Origin of the sequence: Brachybacterium sp. GCM10030268 (assembly GCF_042666305.1) — a bacterium.
Taxonomy (GTDB): Bacteria; Actinomycetota; Actinomycetes; order Actinomycetales; family Dermabacteraceae; genus Brachybacterium.
In genome coordinates this window covers 301,652-323,115 of record NZ_JBHTCW010000001.1, presented here as the reverse complement: position 1 = coordinate 323,115, position 21,464 = coordinate 301,652, and the positions used below count along the sequence as shown (strand labels likewise).

The 21,464-nt window shown below is 72.0% G+C and carries 18 protein-coding genes; 13 read left to right on the top strand and 5 right to left on the bottom strand.

Annotation, left to right across the window (positions count from 1 at the left end):
* Positions 1-3 precede the first annotated feature (3 nt).
* The 5 genes from ACFQRD_RS01450 (at position 4) to ACFQRD_RS01430 (ending at position 5,220) form a co-directional block, all read left to right on the top strand.
* Positions 4-552, top strand: coding sequence for a DivIVA domain-containing protein (locus tag ACFQRD_RS01450; RefSeq protein ID WP_377020365.1), 549 nt, complete (start codon positions 4-6; stop codon positions 550-552).
* A complete protein-coding gene (dxr, locus tag ACFQRD_RS01445; protein WP_377020366.1) occupies positions 549-1,754 on the top strand; it encodes a 1-deoxy-D-xylulose-5-phosphate reductoisomerase in 1,206 nt (401 codons plus the stop codon). Before ACFQRD_RS01450 ends, dxr begins: the two co-directional genes overlap by 4 nt.
* Complete coding sequence (locus ACFQRD_RS01440) at positions 1,751-3,103, top strand: M50 family metallopeptidase (RefSeq protein WP_377794418.1); 1,353 nt, start codon at positions 1,751-1,753, stop codon at positions 3,101-3,103. Before dxr ends, ACFQRD_RS01440 begins: the two co-directional genes overlap by 4 nt.
* Positions 3,104-3,203: 100 nt before the next feature.
* Positions 3,204-4,367 (top strand): flavodoxin-dependent (E)-4-hydroxy-3-methylbut-2-enyl-diphosphate synthase, encoded by a 1,164-nt coding sequence (gene ispG / locus ACFQRD_RS01435; protein WP_377020368.1) that lies wholly within the window; start codon positions 3,204-3,206, stop codon positions 4,365-4,367.
* A gap of 7 nt (positions 4,368-4,374) precedes the next feature.
* The gene (locus tag ACFQRD_RS01430) at positions 4,375-5,220 is read left to right on the top strand and encodes a GNAT family N-acetyltransferase (protein ID WP_377803336.1); all 846 of its coding nucleotides are present in this window, start codon (positions 4,375-4,377) and stop codon (positions 5,218-5,220) included.
* 41 nt (positions 5,221-5,261) lie between these two features.
* On the opposite strand, the gene ACFQRD_RS01425 is transcribed toward ACFQRD_RS01430, so the two are convergent.
* The 4 genes from ACFQRD_RS01425 to ACFQRD_RS01410 form a co-directional block, all read right to left on the bottom strand.
* Entirely contained in the window at positions 5,262-6,218 is a 957-nt protein-coding gene (locus ACFQRD_RS01425; RefSeq protein WP_377803335.1) for an ABC transporter substrate-binding protein, read from the bottom strand.
* Positions 6,215-7,222, bottom strand: a complete 1,008-nt coding sequence (locus ACFQRD_RS01420; protein WP_377803334.1) for an ABC transporter permease — start codon at positions 7,220-7,222, stop codon at positions 6,215-6,217. Before ACFQRD_RS01420 ends, ACFQRD_RS01425 begins: the two co-directional genes overlap by 4 nt.
* Positions 7,219-8,727 (bottom strand): sugar ABC transporter ATP-binding protein, encoded by a 1,509-nt coding sequence (locus tag ACFQRD_RS01415; protein ID WP_377803333.1) that lies wholly within the window; start codon positions 8,725-8,727, stop codon positions 7,219-7,221. Before ACFQRD_RS01415 ends, ACFQRD_RS01420 begins: the two co-directional genes overlap by 4 nt.
* Before the next feature lie 272 nt (positions 8,728-8,999).
* Positions 9,000-10,385 (bottom strand): hypothetical protein, encoded by a 1,386-nt coding sequence (locus ACFQRD_RS01410; RefSeq protein ID WP_377803332.1) that lies wholly within the window; start codon positions 10,383-10,385, stop codon positions 9,000-9,002.
* A gap of 158 nt (positions 10,386-10,543) precedes the next feature.
* Here ACFQRD_RS01410 and ACFQRD_RS01405 point away from each other — a divergent pair, with 158 nt between their 5' ends.
* Positions 10,544-12,328, top strand: coding sequence for a proline--tRNA ligase (locus tag ACFQRD_RS01405; protein ID WP_377803331.1), 1,785 nt, complete (start codon positions 10,544-10,546; stop codon positions 12,326-12,328).
* A gap of 13 nt (positions 12,329-12,341) precedes the next feature.
* Here ACFQRD_RS01405 and ACFQRD_RS01400 read toward each other — a convergent pair whose 3' ends face one another.
* On the bottom strand, positions 12,342-13,436 hold the full coding sequence (locus tag ACFQRD_RS01400; protein ID WP_377020376.1) for a DUF4439 domain-containing protein: 1,095 nt from the start codon (positions 13,434-13,436) through the stop codon (positions 12,342-12,344).
* 133 nt (positions 13,437-13,569) lie between these two features.
* Between ACFQRD_RS01400 and rimP the strand changes: the two genes are divergently transcribed.
* The 7 genes from rimP to truB all read left to right on the top strand — a co-directional run bounded on the left by rimP (position 13,570) and on the right by truB (position 21,428).
* Positions 13,570-14,160 carry a ribosome maturation factor RimP gene (gene rimP, locus ACFQRD_RS01395; protein ID WP_377020377.1) on the top strand — a complete coding sequence of 197 codons (591 nt, stop codon included), beginning with the start codon at positions 13,570-13,572 and terminating at the stop codon, positions 14,158-14,160.
* Between the two features lies 1 nt (position 14,161).
* Positions 14,162-15,157 (top strand): transcription termination factor NusA, encoded by a 996-nt coding sequence (gene nusA / locus ACFQRD_RS01390; protein WP_377020378.1) that lies wholly within the window; start codon positions 14,162-14,164, stop codon positions 15,155-15,157.
* Between the two features lie 177 nt (positions 15,158-15,334).
* Complete coding sequence (locus ACFQRD_RS01385; RefSeq protein ID WP_377020379.1) at positions 15,335-15,640, top strand: YlxR family protein; 306 nt, start codon at positions 15,335-15,337, stop codon at positions 15,638-15,640.
* Between the two features lie 96 nt (positions 15,641-15,736).
* The gene (infB, locus tag ACFQRD_RS01380; protein WP_377803330.1) at positions 15,737-18,643 is read left to right on the top strand and encodes a translation initiation factor IF-2; all 2,907 of its coding nucleotides are present in this window, start codon (positions 15,737-15,739) and stop codon (positions 18,641-18,643) included.
* Between the two features lie 60 nt (positions 18,644-18,703).
* On the top strand, positions 18,704-19,864 hold the full coding sequence (locus ACFQRD_RS01375; protein WP_377803329.1) for a TRM11 family SAM-dependent methyltransferase: 1,161 nt from the start codon (positions 18,704-18,706) through the stop codon (positions 19,862-19,864).
* Positions 19,861-20,415 carry a 30S ribosome-binding factor RbfA gene (gene rbfA / locus ACFQRD_RS01370; RefSeq protein WP_377803328.1) on the top strand — a complete coding sequence of 185 codons (555 nt, stop codon included), beginning with the start codon at positions 19,861-19,863 and terminating at the stop codon, positions 20,413-20,415. Before ACFQRD_RS01375 ends, rbfA begins: the two co-directional genes overlap by 4 nt.
* The gene (gene truB / locus ACFQRD_RS01365) at positions 20,412-21,428 is read left to right on the top strand and encodes a tRNA pseudouridine(55) synthase TruB (RefSeq protein WP_377803327.1); all 1,017 of its coding nucleotides are present in this window, start codon (positions 20,412-20,414) and stop codon (positions 21,426-21,428) included. The genes rbfA and truB overlap by 4 nt, the downstream gene beginning before the upstream one ends.
* Positions 21,429-21,464 lie beyond the last annotated feature (36 nt).

Genomic DNA, 21,464 nt, shown 5'->3' with positions numbered 1-21,464 from the left:
CTGGTGAGCACATCGTTCGAGCGTGTCTCTCGCTTCAGCGTCGGATACGACATGCGCGAGGTCGACGAGTTCCTCGCCCGCGCCCGCACCGCCTACGAGGGGCGCGATCCCGGCTTCAGCGGAGCGGACATCACCTCGGCCAGCTTCGGCACCGAGCGCGGCGGCTATGACATGCGCGTGGTCGACGAGGCCCTGGACCGTCTCTCGGACGCCTTCGCCCTGCAGGCCAGGGACGACGCCATCGCCGAGAAGGGCGAGGACGTCTGGGTCGCCCAGCTCACCGAACGCGCCGAGATGCTCAAGGAGCGCCTGGAGCGTCCCGCCGGGGAGCGGTTCGCACCGGCGCCCCAGGGGGAGCCGGCCTACGATCGGGCCGACGTCGACGCGCTGTGCGATCAGCTGGTCGCCTACTTCACCGACGGGCTGCCGATGAGCGTGGACGACGTGCGTCGTGCCGCCTTCCGCCGTCGCCGTGGCCCGGACGGATACCGGGAGGCCGTGGTCGACGTCTACCTGGACCACGTCGCGGACGTGATGGCCTCCGTGCCGTGACCGGGGGCCCCGCCCGTCGGCTCGTGCTGCTCGGGGCCACCGGCTCCATCGGCACCCAGACCCTGGCGGTCATCTCCCGCTACCCGGACCTCGCCCAGGTCCACGGCCTCGCCGTCGGCGGCTCGCGGCCCGAGCTGGTCGCCGAACAGGTCCTCGCCCACCGCCCCGAGCGGCTCGTGGTCTCCGACCCGGACCGCGCCGAGGGCGTCGAGCGCGCCGTGACCGCCGCCTGCCGGACGGCGGGAATCTCCGCTCCCCGCCTCGAGAGTGGCCAGGGCGCCGTGGCCCACCTGGCGGGGAGCCTCGGCGAGGGCGACGTGGTCCTCAACGCCGTGACCGGGTCCGTCGGCCTGCTGCCCACCCTCGCCGCCCTCGCCTCCGGAGCCCGGCTGGCCCTGGCCAACAAGGAATCCCTCGTCGTCGGCGGTGAGCTCGTCACCCGGGCCGCGGCCCCCGGCCAGATCCTCCCCGTCGACTCCGAGCACACCGCGATCGCCCAGGCCCTGGCGGGGGTCCGCCCCGAGCAGGTCGACCGCCTCGTGGTGACCGCCTCCGGCGGCCCCTTCCGCGGCCGCACCCGCTCGCAGCTCGAAGGGGTCACTCCCGAGCAGGCCCTCACCCACCCCACCTGGGCGATGGGCCCCGTGATCACCACCAACTCCGCGACGCTGGTCAACAAGGCGCTCGAGGTCATCGAGGCGTGCCTGCAGTTCGACCTGCCGGAGGACCGCGTGGACGTCGTCGTCCATCCGCAGTCGATCGTGCACTCCATGGCGACGCTGGTCGACGGGTCCACCATCGCCCAGGCGAGCCCCCCGGACATGAGCCACGCGATCGGCTGGGCGCTCGCACACCCGGAGAAGCTGCCGGGGCTGGCCGCTCCGCTCGACTTCTCCACCGCCCAGTCCTGGACCTTTGAACCGGTCGACGAGGACACCTTCCCGGCGATCACCGTCGCCCGCGCCGCCCACCGCGAGGGCGGAGGAGCGATGGCCGCGTACAACGCCGCCAACGAGGAGGCCGTCAGCGCGTTCCTGGAGGGACGGCTGACCTTCCTGGGGATCACCGAGCTGATCACCTCCGTGCTCGCGCACCCGCTGCGTCCGCAGGCGACGCCGAGCGGAGGCGTCGAGGGCGTCCTGGCCGTGGAGGCCTGGGCTCGCGCCGCCGCACGGGAGCTGATCGAGGGCAGCGGAGGATGAGCGGCGCCCTGCTGTTCATCGTCGGCGTCCTGGTCGTCGCCGCCGGCCTCGCGATCTCCATCGCCCTGCACGAAGTGGGCCACCTGCTTCCGGCCAAGCTGTTCGGCGTCCGGGTGACCCAGTACATGATCGGCTTCGGGCCGACGGTCTTCTCCCGCACCCGCGGCGAGACCGAATACGGGCTCAAGGCGATCCCGCTGGGCGGGTACATCCGCATGATCGGGATGTTCCCGCCGCACAAGGGGGAGCCGGAGGGCACGATCCGGGAGGACTCCACCGGGCTCGTCCAGCAGATGGCGCAGATGTCGCAGGAGGCCAAGGAGTACGAGGCCTCCCAGTACGGACCCGAGGACGCCCACCGCACCTTCGTGGCCCTCTCGGTGCCCAAGAAGCTGGTGGTGATGCTCGGCGGGCCCGCCATGAACCTGCTGATCTCCGTGGTGCTGATGGCGGTGATGGTCACCGGGATCGGTCTGCCCGCCATCACCCCGACCGTCGACACCGTCTCCGAGTGCGTGGTCCCTGCCGATGCTCCGGCCGACGCGAGCTGCGAGGGCAGGCCCGAGGCCCCGGCCCTCGCGGCCGGTATCCGGCCCGGCGACACCCTGCGTGAGATCGACGGCCACGAGATCGAGACCTGGTCCGACGTGACCTCGGCGGTCCGCGCCAGCGGCGACCGCACCGTGCCCGTCGTCATCGAGCGCGACGGCGAGATCCTCACCCTCGAGGCCACCCCGATCGTGGACGCGCGACCGGTGCTGGACGAGGACGGCTCCGCGGTCTACGACGAGGACGGGGATCTGGTCACCGAGCAGGTCGGCTTCCTCGGCGTCTCCGGCACCCGGGAACTGGTCCCGCAGTCCCCGGCCGTCGTGCCCGAGATGGCGTGGTCCGCCTTCACCCGCACCGGGGCGCTGATCCTCACCCTGCCCGTGCGGCTCTACGAGGTGGCCCAGGCGGCCTTCGGCAGCGCCGAGCGGGACCCCGACGGCCCTCTCGGCGTGGTCGGGGTCTCTCGACTTGCCGGCGAGGTCGCCTCCGCCGACCAGCCCGGGTTCGAGCTGCGCGAGAAGACCGGGACCATGATCTCGATGCTCGCCTCCCTGAACATGGCGCTGTTCGTGTTCAACCTGGTGCCGCTGCTTCCGCTGGACGGCGGCCATGTGGCCGGAGCCCTGGTCGAAGGCATCCGGCGCCTGCTGGCACGGCTGCGCGGGAGAGCGGACCCGGGGCCGGTGGACATGTCACGGCTGCTGCCGCTGACCAACGCGGTCGCGATCGCCTTCATCCTCATGACGGTGCTGCTGCTCTACGCGGACATCGTCGAGCCCATCACGCTGTTCCCCTGAGGGGCGGCGGGGCTCCGCGGTGCGCGGCGGGCTCGTGCAGGTGCGGTGGAGGTGTCATAGCTCGCCTTCCACCTCTGCCGCAGGAGTCCATAATGGAGGAGTGACTTCAGTGAGCCTCGGGATCCCGTCCGTCAAGCAGCCGCCGACGGTGCTCGCACCGCGCCGGAAGACGCGCAAGGTCAAACTCGGCAGCACGTACGTCGGCGGTGACGCGCCGATCACCGTGCAGTCGATGACCACCACGCCGACGCACGACATCAACGCCACCCTCCAGCAGATCGCGGAGCTGACCGCCGCCGGCTGCGACATCGTGCGCGTGGCCTGCCCGCGCCAGGAGGATGCCGATGCGCTGCCCGCGATCGCGGCGAAGTCCCAGATCCCGGTGATCGCCGACATCCACTTCCAGCCCAAGTACGTCTTCGCCGCCATCGAGGCGGGCTGCGCGGGAGTCCGCGTGAACCCCGGCAACATCCGTCGCTTCGACGACCAGGTGGGCGACATCGCCGCCGCCGCGAAGGAGCACGGCACGGCTCTGCGCATCGGCGTCAACGCCGGCAGCATCGACAAGCGCATGATGACCGGTGACCGCGTCACCCCCGAGGCGCTCGTGGAATCCGCGGTGTGGGAGGCCTCCCTGTTCGAGGAGCACGACTTCCACGACTTCGGCATCTCCGTGAAGCACAACGATCCGATCATCATGGTCGAGGCCTACCGCCAGCTCTCCGAGCGCGGCGACTGGCCGCTGCACCTCGGGGTCACCGAGGCCGGCCCCGCCTTCCAGGGAACCGTCAAGTCCTCCGTGGCCTTCGGCATCCTGCTCGGCGAGGGCATCGGCGACACCATCCGCGTCTCCCTCTCGGCTCCGCCCGTGGAGGAGGTCAAGGTCGGCAACCAGATCCTGCAGTCGCTGAACCTCAAGCCCCGCAAGCTGGACATCGTCTCCTGCCCGTCCTGCGGCCGTGCCCAGGTCGATGTCTACTCGCTGGCCGACAAGGTCACCGAGGGCCTGAAGGATCTCGAGGTCCCCCTGCGCGTGGCCGTCATGGGCTGCGTCGTCAACGGGCCCGGCGAGGCCCGCGAGGCCGATCTCGGCGTGGCCTCCGGCAACGGCAAGGGTCAGATCTTCGTCAAGGGTGAGGTCATCAAGACCGTCCCCGAGGACGAGATCGTCGAGACCCTGCTGGCCGAGGCCAACCGGATCGCGGCCGAGGCCGACGGCGGCGAGGCCGTCGCCGCCGGGGCACCGACCGTCTCCGTCAGCTGAGCCCGCCGTGTTCCGGCGCGGAGGGCGGATCCGAGCGGTCCGCCCCAGCGGCATCGAGGTCGCTCTCGCGCATGCGCTCACCGATCCGGTGACCAATGCGCTCGCAGGGGCGAGGCTGCATGAGGTCGGCCGGACGCAGACGGTCTCCCAGGAGTTCTCCCTGGCCGGCGACGAGGACGCGCCCGTCGGCCTGCTGTGGCACGGGGTGAACCTGTCCCCGATGTCCGCGACGGACCTGGCGCTGGACGACTTCGGCCGGCACATGGCCGCCCGGTCGCGGCGAGCCAGCTCCGTGGTGGGTGACCGCGCCGCCGTCGAGAAGCTGTGGGCGCCGCTGTCCGCGGCCTGGGGGAGCGACGTCCGCGAGTACCGCTGGAGCCAGCCGCTGCTGGTGGCGGATGAGGCGACCGCGGCCACCTCCCCATCGGGTCTGCGCCCCGCACTGCCGGGGGAGGAGGACGCCGTCTTCCCTGCCGCCGTGGCGATGTTCCGCGAGGAGGTCGGGGTCGACCCGTTGCACGGCGATTCCGGGCGCTCCTACCGGGCCCGCGTGGCCGCCCTGATCCGCCAGGGGCGCACCTATGTGGTCTTCGACGACTCCCGCGTGGTGTTCAAGGCCGACGTCGGCGCCCTGTTCGGTCCGGTCGCCCAGATCCACGGGGTGTGGGTCCGCCCCGGTCAGCGGGGCCGTGGCCTGGGTCGCGCGGCCATGGCGGATCTGATCGATCAGGTGCGCCGCGACCATGCGGCGGAGGTCTCGCTGTACGTCAACGACTTCAACGAGCCCGCCCGGCGGGCCTATGCCGCCGCGGGGTTCCGGCAGGTCGGCGAGCTGACCACGATCCTGTTCTGAGCCGCCCCACTCGCTGTCCGAGCTCTCCGAGCGGTCAGAGCTCAGAGATAGATCGCCTGCTGCACCTCGGGCTCCTGGAGATTGGCGGCGTCGTACCAGAGGAACCCGGTGTCGATCATCGGCTCGATGCTCTCACCACGCACGGCGCTCAGCGCGGTACGCACGGTCAGGGCCCCCATGGTCTTCGGGTCCTGGGTGACGGCGCCCGCCATCTCCCCGGCCTCGATCGCCTCGACCTGGGCCCGGCCGGAGTCGAAACCGATCACCGCGAGATCGGTGGCACCGGATTCCTGGACGCCCTTGAGAATGCCGATCGCGGAGCCTTCATTGGTGCCGAACAGTCCGCGCAGCTCCGAGTTTGCGGTGACCAGTGAGCGGGCGATGTTCGCCGAGAGGGCTTGGTCGCCCTCCCCGTACTGGACCTCGAGCATCTCCACGTCCGGCCCGAACTCCTTCATGCCCTCGAGGAATCCGTCGCGCCGGTCGGTGCCGGACAGCGAGACCTGGTCGTGGGCGACGATGCCGACCTGGCCCTGCCCGCCGATCAGTTCGCTCATGTGCTTGGCGGCCTCCCGCGCCGCGGCCCGGTTGTCGGTGGCGACCGTGGAGACCGGGATGTCGGACTCCACCCCGGAGTCGAAGGCGACGACGGGGATGCCCTTGGCCCGGGCCTCCTCCAGCGCGGGGGCGGCCGCCCGGGAGTCCAGCGCCGCGATCCCGAGGGCGTCGGGGTTCCGCGTCACCGCGTTCTGCAGCATCGTGATCTGGGCCTCGATATCGGATTCGGACGGGGGGCCCTCGAAGGTCATCTCAACCCCCTGCTCCTCGGCCTCCGCCCGGGCACCGCGCCGCACGGCCTGCCAGAACTGGTGCTGGAAGCCCTTGGAGACCAGGGCGATGTGCCGGATGTCGTCGCGGCCGCCGCTGGTGCAGGCGGCCGCGGGCAGCAGCAGGCCCGTGGCCGCACCGGCGAGGACGGTTCTGCGGGTCGGCCTCATGACGCCCGCTCCGAACGCCTGCGCAGCCGGTCGATGAACACGGCCACGAGGATGACCGCTCCCAGCAGCACGTCCTGCCATTCCTGCGGGATCGAGAGGATCTGCAGTCCGTTGGTGAGGACGGAGATGATCAGGGCACCGATGACGGTGCCGACGATGGTGCCGCGGCCGCCGGAGAGCGACGTCCCGCCGATCACCACGGCGGCGATCGCATCGAGCTCATAGCCCATGCCCGTGGCCGGCTGCGCCGAGCCCAGCCGGGCCGAGATCATGACGCCCGCCAGTCCGGTGAACAGCCCGCCCACGACGTACACGATGATCAGCCACTTCTTGATCGGCACGCCGGCGAGGGCGGCGGCCTCCCGGTTGGAGCCGATGGCCATGGTGTACCGGCCCAGCAGCGTGCGCGACATGAGCACGGCGGCCACCACTGCCGCCACCAGCAGCACCAGCACGGCGTTGGGGATCGAGGGCAGTAGCGTGCCGGTGGAGAAGCCCATGTAGGCGGGGCTCTCGAAGTAGATCGGAGCGGCGCCGGAGACCACGAGGGCGAGTCCGGAGGCCACCATCATCATCGCCAGCGTCGCGATGAACGGTGGCAGATCCAGGACGGCGACATTGATGCCGTTGACCAGTCCGATGAGCCCACCGAACAGGATCGCCAGCACGATCCCGAGAAGCACGGGGATCCCCCAGTTCACGATGAACATGCCGCTCATCACGGCGCACAGGGCCATGCCCGTGCCGACGGAGAGGTCGATGCCGGCGGTGGAGATCACGAACGTGACGCCGAGGGCGAGCAGCCCGATCACGACCGTCGAGTACAGGATCGTGACCAGATTCCCCCAGGTGGGGAAGATGGCCGGGCTGGCGATGGAGAAGGCCACGAAGATCAGGGCCAGGGTTCCGGCCGCGAGCAGCTGTTGGAGCCGGTTCTTCAGCGCGGATCCGCGCTCGGCCGTGGTGGGCTCCGAACTCGTCCCGGCGGTGGTGGCGGTGCTCATCGTTCTCCTCGCTCGTCGCCGCCGCGCGGCGTCGTGACGGTCGGTTCAGGGGTGGTGGCCAGGGCCATGACGGATTCGGAATCGGCCTCATCGGCCTCCAGCACGCCGGTGACGCGGCCCTCGGCCATGACCACGACGCGGTGCGCCAGGCGCAGCACCTCCGGCAGCTCCGAGGAGATCACCACGATCGACTTGCCGGCAGCGGCCAGGTCCTGGAGCAGCTCGTAGATCTCCTCCTTGGCGCCGACGTCGATGCCGCGGGTGGGCTCGTCGACGATCAGCACGTCGCAGTCCTTGATCAACCACCGGCCCAGCACGACCTTCTGCTGGTTGCCGCCGGAGAGGTTCTTGACCTGCCGCTGCAGGTCAGGCGTCTTGATCCGCAGTCTCCGGCGCTGGTCCTCCGCGGCGTGGCGGGCAGCGCCGTCCCGGATGAAGCCGGCGCTGTGGAAGCGGTCGCCGAGGGCGGAGAGCTCCATGTTCTTCTGCACCGAGTGCTCCAGCAGCAGGCCGAGCTGTTTGCGGTCCTCGGGGAGGTAGCCGATTCCGTGCCGCGCGGCCTGGGCGGGGGAGCGGAAGTCCATCCGCCGGCCCCGATAGGTGATCGTCCCGGCCTGCCGGGGGAGCGATCCGATCAGCGCCCGGGCCATCTCCGTGCGGCCGGCACCCATGAGGCCCGCGACACCGAGGATCTCGCCCTCGCGCAGGTCGAAGGAGACGTCCCTCACCAGGGGCAGGCTCCGGAGTCCGTCGGCCCGGAGGATGACGGGGCGATCGTGCCGCACGTCCTGTGGGCCGGTCTCGGCGGGAAGGGTGCGTCCGACCATCTTGGTGATGACGTCCTGGACGGAGGCCTCGGCCATGGGGAAGGTGTCGACGAACTCGCCGTCCCTGATGACCTGGACGCGATCGGCGATGCGCCCCAGCTCCTCCATCCGGTGGGAGATGTAGATGACGCCGGTCTCCGGCGTGATGAACCGCCGGACCAGCTCGTGCAGCGCGTCGGCCTCCCGCTCGGTGAGGGCGGCCGTCGGTTCGTCCATGATCAGCACCCGGGCGTCGTAGGAGAGCGCCTTGGCGATCTCGACCATCTGCTGCTCGGCCACGGAGAGCGAGGCGACGGGGGCGGAGGGATCCAGGGCCATCCCGAGGCGATCGAGCAGGTCCCGAGCTCGTGCGTGCAATCGCGACGGGCGGGTGAGGAACCTGCCGAGTACCGGTTCACGTCCGATGAAGAGGTTCTGGGCGACGGTGAGGGCCGGCATCAGGTTCAGCTCCTGGTGGATGATCGCCAGTCCCTGCTCCGCGGCATCGCGCGGGCCTCGCACGGCCAGCGGGCGGCCGAGATACCGGAACTCACCGGCATCCGGCGCGTGGACGCCGGCCAGCAGCTTCATCAGCGTGGACTTGCCGGCTCCGTTCTCGCCGACGAGAGCGAGCACCTCGCCGGGGTGCAGCTCGAGATGCATCTCGGACAGGGCCCGGACACCGGGAAACGTCTTCACCGCCCCTCGGACCTCCAGGAGCGGCGGTCGGCTGCCGACAGTGTCGTCCCGCGCTCCGTGCGCAGTTGTCGAATCGTGGTCCACCAGCGTCATTGCCTCCGACCGGGGCGAGTGTCCTCGCTCTTACCCTCGTTGGTAATCGATTACACGCCCATGCTACGGACCGCGTCGTGTGTGTCAAGCAACGCCGGGCACGGGCCGTTCGGCGGTCCCCGATGGCACGCTGTGCAGGCGGTCAGCGGCACTCACCGGGCACGGCCCGATCGGGCGGATCAGGCACGGGCGAGCGCGTCGATGGTCAGCAGGACGTTGGCCGCGGTCCAGGCGAGCGGGGCCACAGCGGCGGGACGGCCGTCGAAGAGGACCTTCTCCGGCACGGAGCCGTCGAGGGTGCGGTGGGCGGCGACCCAGTGGAGGATCTCGCGGGCGCCATCGCGCTCGCCGGCGCGGGCCAGAGCGAGACCGAGCAGGCTCGTCGACGGTGTCCAGCTGATCCCGTCCTCGCGCCATGAGGCACCGGGGGCGATGCCTCCGGCGGGTCGGGCCAGGTCCGCCCGCAGCGAGCGCAGCTGCCGCGGCGCGACGAGCCCGTGGCACCCGGTCGCGTCGAGGAACGCCCGACCCGAGTCCGGCCCGCCGCCGCGCCGGTAGCGCTGGAAGCCACCGGCACCGAACGTGCTGGCCAGCAGGCTCGAGAAGGCGTCTGCGGCACGCAGTGCACGGTCCTCGCCGGTGAGCGTGCCGGCGGCCCGGAGACCGGCGAGAGTGCTGGCCATGATCCCGATCGTCACGCGGCGCTCGGGCACCTCCCAGTAGTCGGGGGAGGCGGGAGGCATCCCCTCGCCGTCTCGGGTGGCGGTCAGCAGGATTCGCTGCGAGGTGCTGATGAGCCGGGAGAGCCGCTGGGCGATCTCGCCCCGGCGGGCCTCGCCGCCGGCGTCGGCGACCTCGGCCGCGGCCCAGAGCCCGAGCCCGGTGCCGTCGAACTGGCGCTCGCGGTCATCCGGTGCCCGGTCCGTGCCGGGGACGTAGCGAGCCTCGAACCAGGCCTCGGCGGGCTGGATCGACTGCAGGTGCTCGAGGATCCGCACGGCGTGGTCGACATGGCCGACCCTGGCCAGGGCGACGGCGCAGAAAGCCGTATCGCGCGGCCACACGTACCGCCAGTACGGGGTCCAGGCGGCCACCGGGGCCGGCAGGTCGTCGCAGAGCACCCACAGGTCAGCCAGGGCGGAACCGGCCAGATCGGCGATCTCCGCGGGGATCGACCCGTCGGCCTCCACGCGCGAGCGCCAGGGCGCGGTGACGCTCCAGAACTGCTCGGAGCGCTCCGCCGCCGCGGACCCTCCCGGCACGTCCGCGGTCAGACGCGTCCCGGGGCGCAGCGCGGCCTCGACGCCCGCTGCGCCCACGAGCACCCGCTGCCCGGTCGCGTCGTAGGCGACCGTCCCGGAGTACAGAGGGATGACGGTGCGCGGGTCGGCTGGGGGTCGGAGGACACGGTAGGCCTGATAACCGCCCGCGCCGAGGGTGCCGGCGGCGGCCAGGGCGCCGACGCCCCGCAGCAGGCGGCGACGGGACGGGGCAGGAGGCAGGGCGAACGGCGAGCCGGGCTCTCGCGGTCCCGTTCCCGAGGGGCCGGTCGATGACGTCTCCATGGCTCACCTCCCTCTGCGAGCGCCGGCCCTCAGGGTACTGCGCGGGGTTACGACCAGGCCGCGCGGGGCGGGGCGCCGCGCCCTGCCCAGTACCATGGGGCCCGCGTGCGCGGCCGGTGACGGCGGCGCCGACCCGCCCGTGTCGAAAGGCCTGCTCCATGATCCGTCTGTCGTCGTCGTTCGTCCGCACCCTGCGGGAGGATCCGGCCGACGCCGAGGTCGCCAGCCACAAGCTCCTCGTGCGCGCCGGCTACATCCGTCGCAGCGCCCCGGGCGTGTACACGTGGCTGCCGCTCGGGCTGAAGGTGCTGCGCAAGGTCGAGGCGATCGTGCGCGAGGAGCAGGAGGCGATCGGCGGGCAGGAGCTGATCTTCTCCGCACTGCAGCCGCGCGAGCCCTACGAGTCCACCGGTCGCTGGGAGGAGTACGGACCCACGCTGTTCCGTCTCCAGGATCGCAAGCAGGCCGACTACCTCCTCGCCCCCACGCACGAGGAGGCGTTCACGCTCACCGTGAAGGACCTGTACAACTCGTACAAGGATCTCCCGGCCATGCTGTTCCAGATCCAGACCAAGTACCGCGACGAGGCGCGTCCCCGCGCCGGCCTGCTGCGCACCCGCGAATTCATCATGAAGGACGCCTACTCCTTCGATATCGACGACGCCGGTCTGGATGCCTCTTACGAGAAGCAGCGCGGCGCCTACCAGCGCACCTTCGAGCGCCTCGGCCTGCCCACCGTGATCTGCCAGGCCGACGCCGGCGCGATGGGCGGCTCCCGCTCCGAGGAGTTCCTCCATCCCACTCCCGTCGGCGAGGACACCTTCGTGGTCTCCGACGGCGGCTACGCCGCGAACGTCGAGGCCGTCACCACCCCGGCGCCGCCCGCTCTGGACGAGGCCGAGATCGCCGCCCTGCCCGCCATGCATGTCGAGGACACCCCGGGGGCGAACACCATCGCCGCGCTCACCGACTTCTCGAACCAGGCATTCCCCGGGAAGGGGCCGACCACACAGTCGGGGGAGTGGACGCGCTACGAGATGCTCAAGCACCTCGTCTACCGCCTCACCTTCCCCGACGGCTCCACCGAGCCGCTGGTGATCGCGCTGCCGGGAGACCGGGAGGTCGACGAGAAGCGGCTCGAGGCCGCGGTGGCCCCCGCCATCGCCGTCCCCTTCACGGACGAGGACTTCGCCGCGCACCCGGTGCTGGCCAAGGGCTACATCGGTCCCGAGGGGCTGGGGCTCGGATCCGCCTCGAAGATCCGCTACCTCGTCGATCCCCGCGTGGTGCCGGGCACCTCCTGGGTCGCGGGCGCCGGCGAGCAGGGCAAGCACGTCTACGACCTCGTCTTCGGCCGGGACTTCCACGCCGACGGCACCATCGAGGCCGCCGAGATCCGCGACGGCGATCCGGCTCCCGACGGGTCCGGCCCGATGCGCCTGACGCGCGGCATGGAGATGGGGCACATCTTCCAGCTCGGCCGCAAGTACGCCGAGGCGCTGGATCTCCGGGTGCTCGACGAGAACGGCAAGACGGCCGTGGTCACCATGGGCTCCTACGGCATCGGCGTCACCCGCGCCGTGGCCGCCATCGCCGAGCTGTGCCACGATGAGAAGGGCCTGGTGTGGCCGCGGACGGTGGCGCCGGCCGACGTGCACGTCATGGCCACCGGCAAGGACCCGGCGATCGCCGAGGAGGCCGAGCGGATCGCGAGCGAGCTCGAGGCCCGCGGACTCGAGGTGCTCTACGACGACCGTCCCAAGGTGTCCCCGGGCGTGAAGTTCAAGGATGCCGAGATGCTGGGCCTGCCCACCTCCGTGGTGGTCGGCAAGGGCCTGGCCAGCGGCGTCGTCGAGGTCCGCGACCGCGCGAGCGGGGCCGTCGAGGAGATCGCTCCGCACAGCGTCGTCGAGACGGTGGTCGGGATCGTCCGGGAGGGCTGAGCCCCGCCGGGCCTCAGCCGCCGTCGCTGACGGGCGCCTCCTCGACGCGCACCCCGGGCAGGGGCTCGAGGCTCTCGGTCCTGCCGACCAGGACGTCGGCCTCCTCCATCGCGGCGAGGATGGACAGGGGGCGGCGGGCGAACGGGGCGGCCCCGACCAGGGAGACGTGGTCCACGAGCAGTCCGCGCGCCAGCAGCGCGGGCAGCTGACCGGCCGTGCGGTCGTCCAGGGTCCCGCCGGGCAGGGCGTAGACCGCCTGGCGCCCCACCACGGGACAGCCGTCCTCCTCGGCGATGGCCCCGAGGTCCCCGGCACGCGTCCGATGGCGCTCTGCCAGCGTCAGGTGCCACTGGCGATCCTCACCCTCGCTGCGGGCGGCGAGCACCTCGTGGACGTAGCCCGCGTACCACTCCTCCTGCTGGGCGCGCTCGATGCTCGAGTGGTAGTCCGTCTCCGCGCCGATCGACGGCGGATCGGTCTCCGGGACCTCACGGCCGGGCACGATCTCCTCGGCCGCAGGCAGTGCCGGGACCTCGCCCGCATCGGCGGCCAGGTGGAGTCGTCGCACGTTCCACTCGGTGTGGGCGGCGATCGCGGCGACCGGCCGGGCGAGGGACCCGGAGACCTGCCGGGAGGCGCTGGTCGCCAGGGACCGCAGCTCCACCAGGGTGTCGACCAGGCCGGCGGCGTCGGTCGGGGCGTCAGCGGGCGGAGGGGCCGACGTCTGCCCCGGGGCGGGATCACTCGCCGCCTCCTGCTCCCGCTCGTACTGGGCTCCCGTGAGCAGTCCGGTGCGCTGGGCCGGCAGGGCGGCGGTCAGCTCTCCCAGGGCGTCCGAGAGCGCAGGGTCGGAGGGCGCTGCGCCGCCGACCAGGGCGTCGGTCCCCGCGATCGCCCGGTCCAGCACGGCGATCAGGTCGGTGCGGTAGAGATCGTCGATCCCCGGCGGCGGGGGCGTGTAGGTCGCGGGCCCGCCGATCCGTATCGGCCCGCAGCCTGCCAGTCCGGCCGGCACCGCCAGCACGAGGGCGGCCGCGCCGCCCGCCATCAGCACCCCGCGCCGGGTGAGGGCGCTCGGTGCCGGACGCGGGTCGCGGGGAAGGATCACAGGAGGATTCTCGCATCGGAGCCCTCCCTGGAGGCACCGGCGGCGTGCGGACACTATCCTGGGTCCATCCCTGCCGCGCGGTACATCGTGCGGCAGGCACAGGTACCCATAGGCAGGAGGAGGTGAGCGAGCGATGAGCGCCCTCGATGGTCCCCCGGACCACACCATCCTGCGGGAGACCGCCGGTCGGGTCCTGGCAGCCCACGATCTCGTGCTCGAGGACATCGTGATCACGGGCGGCAGCGGCACGGCGGAGGTCCGCCTCGTCGTGGACCTGCCCGAGGATCAGCTGGGCAGCGCCGACCTCGACACCGTCGCCCAGGCCTCGAGCGAGCTCTCGGAGCTGATCGACGCCGATGACTCCCTGCTCGGTCCTGATCCCGCCGTCCTGGAGGTCACGACGCCCGGTGTGGACCGGGAGCTCACCGCCCCGCGGCACTTCCGTCGTTCGCGCGGCCGGCTGCTGAGCCTGACCACGTCCGACGGGACGCAGCTGCGCGCGCGCCTGCTCGCGGTCACCGCCGAGAACACCCTGCGGCTGCGGCAGGAACCGGGCCGCGACGACCGCGGCCGCCCGAAGCGGCGCGCCCCCGGAACCACGGAACGACTGGACATCCCGGTCCAGGACGTCGCCTCCGCGCGTGTGGAAGTCGAGTTCGATCCACCCGCCGACCTCGCGCAGCTGCTCGCTGACGCGGACCCGACCTCCCCGAAGGAGAGCTGAGATGGACATCGACATGGGTGCCCTGCGCGCGCTCGAGCGCGAGCGCGACATCCGCCTGCCCGTCCTGCTCGAAGCGATCCGCTCGGCGCTGCACGCCGCCTACCTCCACACCGATCACCCGGTGCGCGAGTCAGAGGTGATCATCGACGAGAGCACCGGCGAGGTCGCCGTCATCGCCCGCGAGCTCGACAGCGAGGGCAACATCGTCGAGGAGTGGGACGACACCCCCGAGAACTTCGGGCGCGTGGCCGCCTCCACCGCCCGCCAGGTCATCTTCCAGCGCATCCGCGACCTGGAGGACGAAGCCGTGCTCGGCGAGTACGCCGACCGGGCCGACGACATCGTCTCCGGCATCATCCAGCAGGGGCGCGACCCCCGCATGGTGCTGGTCGACCTCGGCGAGGTCGAGGCCGTGCTGCCTCCGCACGAGCGCGTCCCGGGCGAGGACTACTCGCACGGGCGCCGCCTGCGGGCCTACGTCACCGAGGCGCGACGGGGCCCCAAGGGGCCGCAGATCACGCTGTCGCGCTCGCATCCCAACCTCGTGCGCCGGCTGTTCTCGCTCGAGGTCCCCGAGGTCGCCGACGGCACGGTGGAGATCACCGGCCTCGCCCGCGAGGCCGGCCACCGCACCAAGATGGCGGTCCATGCGAAGGCTCCCGGGATCAACGCCAAGGGCGCCTGCATCGGCCCCATGGGCGCCCGGGTCCGCGCGGTGATGAGCGAGCTGGGCGGGGAGAAGATCGACATCGTCGACTTCGACGAGGACCCCGCGACCTTCGTCGCCAACGCCCTCTCACCCTCGAAGGTCTCCAGCGTGACCGTCATCGACGAGGTGGGCCGGGCCGTGCGAGCCGTCGTCCCGGCCGGCCAGTTCTCGCTCGCCATCGGCAAGGACGGGCAGAACGCGCGTCTCGCGGCGAAGCTCACCGGATGGAAGATCGATATCCACACCGACGAGGAGCAGGAGCCCCGGATCGCCACGGCGGAAGGCTGAGACCACGCCCGACGCCGGGTGAGGTGTGTGCCACGCCTCGCGGGTACGGCTGATCCCGGGCGTGTCCGCTAGACTGGTCAGGCTGTTCGCCCAGTGGTGAGCGATCGATGAGCGGGTGCTGAGCCTCCCACCGGTCGCCGGCCCCCAGGCGGACTCGCTCGGAACGGAGGTGAAGGCGTGGTCGCCCACTCCGCACCTCATCGCCCCGAGCGCACGTGCGTCGGCTGCCGCCAGGTGGCCCCGCGCGAGCAACTGGTGCGCCTGGTCCGGGAGCCTGCTCCCGACGGTGCCGCTCCACGCGTCCGCGTCGACCCCACCGGGTCGGCACCCGGTCGCGGGTCGTGGCTCCACCCCGACGCAGCATGCCTCGACCTCGCCCTGCGGCGAGGCGGCTTCGCCCGGTCCTTCCGCGGCGCGGTCGACACCGGGCTGATACCCCGGGATCTCGAGAACTTCGATACCCCCCGAACGTGGAACAGGTAGAAGAACCCATGGACATCCGATGAGTACTCGCTCATGAGCACCCTCAGGAATTAATGGTCCGCGCCCTCTTGTCGGCCGGACCGAGACAGGAGAAATGTGGCTAAGGTCCGCGTCCACGAGCTCGCCAAGGAGCTCGGACACCCGAGCAAGATCGTTCTGCAGAAGCTGCAGGACATGGGCGAATTCGTTCGTTCCGCCTCCTCGACCGTCGAGGCCCCCGTGGCCCGCCGCCTGCGCCAGGAGCTGCCCGCCAAGAACGGCGACGGCGACTCCGCCAAGAGCGGCTCCGGCGCCCCCGCCGGCGGCCGCGCCTCCGGCGGCTCCCCCAAGCCCGGCAGCACGCCCAAGCCCGGCGGTGCGCCGAAGCCCGGTGCGAAGCCCGCCGCTGCGGCGAAGAATGCCCCGGCAGAGCCGGTGAGCTCGCAGCAGCCGGCCCCCGCGGCCGAGAAGCCCGCGGCACCTGCCCCGGAGCCCGCCCCCCAGGACGACGCCGGCGCGACGCCCGCGGCCGCCCGCGACGAGGCACCGACCCCGCAGAGCAAGGCACCCAAGCCCGGTGGCGAGCGGCCCGCGCCCGCCCCGAAGCCCGGCGGCGAGCGCCCCGCGGCCCGTCCCGGCGGCGCGCGTCCGGGCAACAACCCCTTCGCCAGCGCGCAGGGCATGCCGCGACCGGGTTCCCGCAAGCCGGGCCAGGGCGGCGGCCGTCCCCCGCGTGAGGGCACCCCGCGTCCGGGCAACAACCCCTTCGCCAGCGCGCAGGGCATGCCGCGACCGGGCGGACCCCGCCCCCAGGGACAGGGCCGCGGCGGCGATCAGGCCGATTCCGGCGCGCGTACGCCTCGCGAAGGCGCCCCCCGTCCCGGCGGCGGCGCGCCCCGTCCCGGGATGCCCACCCCCGGCATCATGCGTCAGCATTCCCACGGTGGTCTCGCCGACGCCAAGCCCGGCGGTGACGCCGGTTCCCGCGGTCGCGGCGGACGTCCCGGTCCCGGCGGTCGCCCCGGCGGCCCCAGCGGCGGCGGTCCCGGCGGCGGCGGTGGCGGCGGTCCTCGTGGCCGCGGCGGTCGCGGCAGCACCCAGGGTGCCTTCGGCCGTGGCGGCAAGCCCGCCCGTTCGCGCAAGTCGAAGCGCGCGAAGCGTCAGGAATTCGAACAGATGCAGGCGCCTGCGCCGGGCGGCGTCTCGATCCCGCGCGGCAACGGCCAGACGATCCGTCTGCGCCGCGGCGCCTCGCTGACCGATTTCGCCGATCGCATCGACGTCAATCCCGCCTCGCTGATCACCGTGCTGTTCGCGATGGGTGAGATGGCCACGGCCACGCAGTCGCTGGACGAGGAGACCTTCGATCTGCTCGGCGAGGAGCTGGGCTACAAGATCGAGATCGTCTCCCCGGAGGATGAGGAGCGCGAGCTGCTCGAGCAGTTCGACATCGATCTCGATGCCGAGCTCGCCGAGGAGGACGAGGAGGACCGCGAGCCCCGTCCGCCGGTCGTCACGGTCATGGGTCACGTCGACCACGGCAAGACCCGGCTTCTGGACACCGTGCGCCAGTCGAAGGTGGGCGCCGGCGAGGCCGGCGGTATCACCCAGCACATCGGCGCCTACCAGGTGCAGATCGAGCACGAGGGAGACCAGCGCGCCCTGACGTTCATCGACACCCCGGGCCACGAGGCGTTCACCGCCATGCGTGCCCGTGGTGCCGACGTCACCGACATCGCGATCCTCGTGGTCGCCGCCGATGACGGCGTGATGCCGCAGACCATCGAGGCGCTCAATCACGCCCAGGCGGCGAACGTGCCGATCGTGGTCGCGGTCAACAAGATCGACAAGCCCGGTGCGAACCCGGAGAAGATCCGGCAGCAGCTGACGGAGTACAACCTGATCGCCGAGGAGTACGGCGGCGACACTATGTTCGTCGACGTCTCCGCCCGCGAGAACCAGAACATCGATGCGCTGCTGGAGGCGGTCCTGCTGACCGCGGACGCCGCTCTCGAGCTCACGGCGGTCGCCGACAAGCCGGCCCGCGGCGTGGCCATCGAGGCGAACCTCGACCGCGGTCGCGGCCCGGTCGCCACCGTGCTCGTCCAGCAGGGCACCCTGCGCGTCGGCGACGCGATCGTCTGCGGCATCGGTCACGGCCGAGTCCGCGCGATGCTCGACGAGAACGGGGAGGCCATCCGCGAGGCCGGTCCGTCCCGTCCCGTGCAGGTGCTCGGTCTGACCGACGTGCCCGGCGCCGGGGACAACTTCCTGGTCGCCCAGGACGAGCGCACCGCCCGCCAGATCGCCGAGAAGCGGGAGTCCGCCAAGCGGGCCGCCGCCCTGTCCAAGGCCCGCAAGCGCGTCAGCCTCGAGGACATCAACAAGGCGATGACCGAGGGCAAGGTCGAGACGCTCAACCTCGTCATCAAGGGCGACGCGGCCGGTTCGGTCGAGGCCCTGGAGGAGGCGCTGCTCGGCATCGATGTCGGCGAGGGCGTGGACCTGCGCATCATCGACCGTGGCGTCGGCGCGATCACGATGAACAACGTCAACCTCGCCGTGGCCTCGAACGCCATCATCATCGGCTTCAACGTCCGGGCCGAGGGCCCGAACGCCGAGTACGCCGACCGCGAGGGCGTGGAGATCAAGTACTACAACGTGATCTACAACGCCATCGACGAGATCGAGCAGGCCCTCAAGGGCATGCTCAAGCCGGAGTACGAGGAGGTCGAGCTGGGCACGGCGGAGATCCGCGAGATCTTCCGCTCCTCCAAGTTCGGCAACATCGCCGGTTCCATCGTGCGCGGCGGTCTCATCCGGCGCGGCGGCAAGGCGCGCATCACCCGAAACGGTGTCGTGGTCACCGAGAGCCTCGAGATCGCGGGCCTGCGGCGCTACAAGGACGATGTCACCGAGGTCCGCGAGGGCTTCGAATGCGGCATCAACCTGGGATCCTTCAACGACCTGCAGATCGGTGACGTCATCACGACGTACGAGATGCAGGAGAAGCCCCGCGACTGAGCCGACAGCGGCCGGGCGCCCCCGCGGCGCCCGGCCGCTCCCGTCGGGGAGGAGAGCCGCATGCAGGAGGTGACTCTCGTCCTCCGCGCCCCGTCGGCCAACCGCGTGTACACGGAGGCCGCCGGGCTGCTCGCCGTCGCCGAGGCCCGCTGGGTGCTCGGCGCCCACCTCGGGACCGTGCCGACCGTGCGGGAGCGTCGCCTGGGCGGGATGGACGCCCTCGAGATCCGCCTCCCTTCGGGCTCCGGCACCGATCCGCTGCGCACGCAGCAGCTGATCTCGGCGCTGTCCGTCACGCTCGGCGCCTTCGACGTGGTCGAGGACGAGGGAGGGGACGACGACGAGGACCGCGACGCGCAGGCGCCGGAAGGCGCTCCGCCGGCGCCGCTGCTGCGCCCTCGGGAGCTGCCCGCCACGGTGACCCACCCGGGGGACCTGGAGACCATTCTCAAGTATCCGGGAAAGACCAACGAGCAGTTCACCGCGCTCCTGATCAATCTGGCCGCCGCGCTGAGCACACGCCGCGCCGGGCTCTTCGACGGCACCCTCAGCCTGCTCGACCCGCTCTGCGGTCGCGGCACCACGCTCAACCGGGCGCTGCGCCTGGGCCTGAGCCCGCTCGGAGCGGAGATCGACCGCAAGGACGTCGACGCCTACCGCTCATTCCTGACCACCTGGCTGCGCAGCCACCGCTACAAGCACACCCTGACCGCCTCGAAGCTGACCCTGCGCGGTCAGCATCTGGGGACGCGCCTGGACGCGGAGCTGGCCGCCGGCAAACAGGCCCAGCGCGAGGGCCGCAGCCAGCGTGTGAGCGTGCTGGGCTGCGACACGACCCTGCTCGGCGAGCTGCTGCCCGACCGCAGCGTCGACGCGCTGGTGGCCGACCTGCCCTACGGCGTCCAGCACGGCGCGAAGGCCGCCGGTGCCTGGCAGCGTTCACCGCTCGAGGTGCTGCGCAGCGCCGCTGGCCCCTGGCGCTCCCTGCTGCGCGACGGCGGTGGCCTCGCCCTGGCGATCAACCGCCATACCCTCGCCCACGAGGACGCCAGCGACGTGCTGGCCGGTGCGGGGCTGCGGGTGATCAGCCGTGACGGCGCCTTCCGGCACCGCGTCGACCGCTCCATCGACCGCGACGTCCTGCTCGCGATCCCCACCGACCATCCCCGCGCCGAGCACCTCGCAGCTCTCGGCGCCGATCAGGAGAAGATCCGACCATGAACGACAACCCCCGCGCTCTCAAGCTCGCCGACCGCATCAAGGTCATCGTCGCGACCATGCTCGACACCCGCGTCAAGGACCCCCGGCTCGGGTTCGTGACGATCACCGACGTGCGTGTCAGCGGCGACCTCCAGCACGCCACCGTCTTCTACACCGTCTTCGGCACCGACGAGGAGCGAGAGGGCACCGCCGCGGCGCTGACCAGCGCCACCGGCATGCTGCGCCGTGAGGTCGGCCGGCAGACCGGCGTCCGCCTGACCCCGACGCTCGAGTTCATCGCCGATGCCGTCCCGGAGAACGCCCGTGTCATCGAGGATCTGCTGAGCGAGGCCCGCGGCCGCGACGCCGAGCTCGCCCGCTCCAAGGAGGGCGCCGACTACGCCGGAGACGCGGACCCCTACCGCGTGGCGCGCGAGGACGAGGACGGCGACGAGGACGGTGACGCGGCCCCCGGGGTCGACGGCGCCTTCGCGACCGACGAGGACGACAGGGCCGACGGTGCTGAGCCCGCCGGCGGCGCCACCGGCGAGCGCGGCCGCGAGGACGCGTGAGCGCTCCGCACGGCGTCCTGCTGGTCGACAAGGCCCCCGACCGCACGAGCCACGACGTCGTCGCCCGGGTGCGATGGCTGCTGGGTACCAAGAAGGTCGGTCACGCCGGCACTCTCGACCCGATGGCCACCGGACTGCTGATCCTCGGCATCGGGCAGGGGACCCGTCTGCTGACCCACCTGGTGGGCCTGGACAAGACCTACCTCGCCACGATCCGGCTCGGACTGTCCACCACCACGGACGACCGGGAGGGGGAGGGTCTCGGCGAGCCCCGTGACGCCACCGGACTCTCCGATGCGGCGATCGAGGAGCAGCTCGCCCACCTGCGAGGGGACATCCAGCAGGTGCCCTCGACCGTCAGCGCGATCAAGGTCGACGGCAAGCGCGCCTACGCCCGCGCCCGCGCCGGAGAGGACGTCGAGCTCGCGGCGCGACCCGTGCGGATCTCCCGGTTCGAGCTCACGGCCCTCCGAGAGGTCGACGGCTTCCTCGATCTGGACGCCGTGGTCACCTGCTCCTCGGGAACGTACGTCCGGGCGCTCGCCCGCGACCTCGGAGCCGCACTCGGGGTCGGGGGACACCTGACCGCGCTGCGCCGCACCGATGTCGGTCCCTTCCCGGTCTCCGAGGCGGTCCACGTCCCGGCGCGTGGTGAGGGGGACGATGTCGACCTCCCGCTGCTCGGGCTCGGAGATGCCGCCTCCCGCGTCCTGCCCGTCCTCACCGTCGACGAGCAGGCCGCGCGCGATCTCGCCGACGGCCGCCGCATCCCCCGGTCCGACGAGCCGGCCCGGCCGGGCGTCGCAGCGCTCGGGAGCGGGGCCGATGGGCGCGGCGCCGGCGGCTCTGTGAGTTCCGCCGGCGAGGCCGCGCACGACGAGGCCGAGCACGACGAGGCCGAGCACGAGGTGGTCGCCGCTCTCGATACCGAGGGAGCCCTGCGGGCTGTGCTGCGGCCCGAGGGGGAGCGGTGGCGACCGATGATGGTCATCCCGCCGGAAGCGCGCGGCTGATCAGGCTCCGGCCCCGTCGGGGCTCGGTCGGCGCAC

Bases quoted from the DNA above. Each gene is read 5' to 3' on its own strand.
- ACFQRD_RS01420 (WP_377803334.1), bottom strand. From the start codon at position 7,222: ATGAGCACCGCCACCACCGCCGGGACGAGTTCGGAGCCCACCACGGCC.
- nusA (WP_377020378.1), top strand. From the start codon at position 14,162: ATGGACATCGACATGGGTGCCCTGCGCGCGCTCGAGCGCGAGCGCGAC.
- ACFQRD_RS01405 (WP_377803331.1), top strand. From the start codon at position 10,544: ATGATCCGTCTGTCGTCGTCGTTCGTCCGCACCCTGCGGGAGGATCCG.
- rbfA (WP_377803328.1), top strand. From the start codon at position 19,861: ATGAACGACAACCCCCGCGCTCTCAAGCTCGCCGACCGCATCAAGGTC.
- ACFQRD_RS01440 (WP_377794418.1), top strand. From the start codon at position 1,751: ATGAGCGGCGCCCTGCTGTTCATCGTCGGCGTCCTGGTCGTCGCCGCC.
- ACFQRD_RS01425 (WP_377803335.1), bottom strand. From the start codon at position 6,218: ATGAGGCCGACCCGCAGAACCGTCCTCGCCGGTGCGGCCACGGGCCTG.
- ACFQRD_RS01410 (WP_377803332.1), bottom strand. From the start codon at position 10,385: ATGGAGACGTCATCGACCGGCCCCTCGGGAACGGGACCGCGAGAGCCC.
- ACFQRD_RS01375 (WP_377803329.1), top strand. From the start codon at position 18,704: ATGCAGGAGGTGACTCTCGTCCTCCGCGCCCCGTCGGCCAACCGCGTG.
- rimP (WP_377020377.1), top strand. From the start codon at position 13,570: ATGAGCGCCCTCGATGGTCCCCCGGACCACACCATCCTGCGGGAGACC.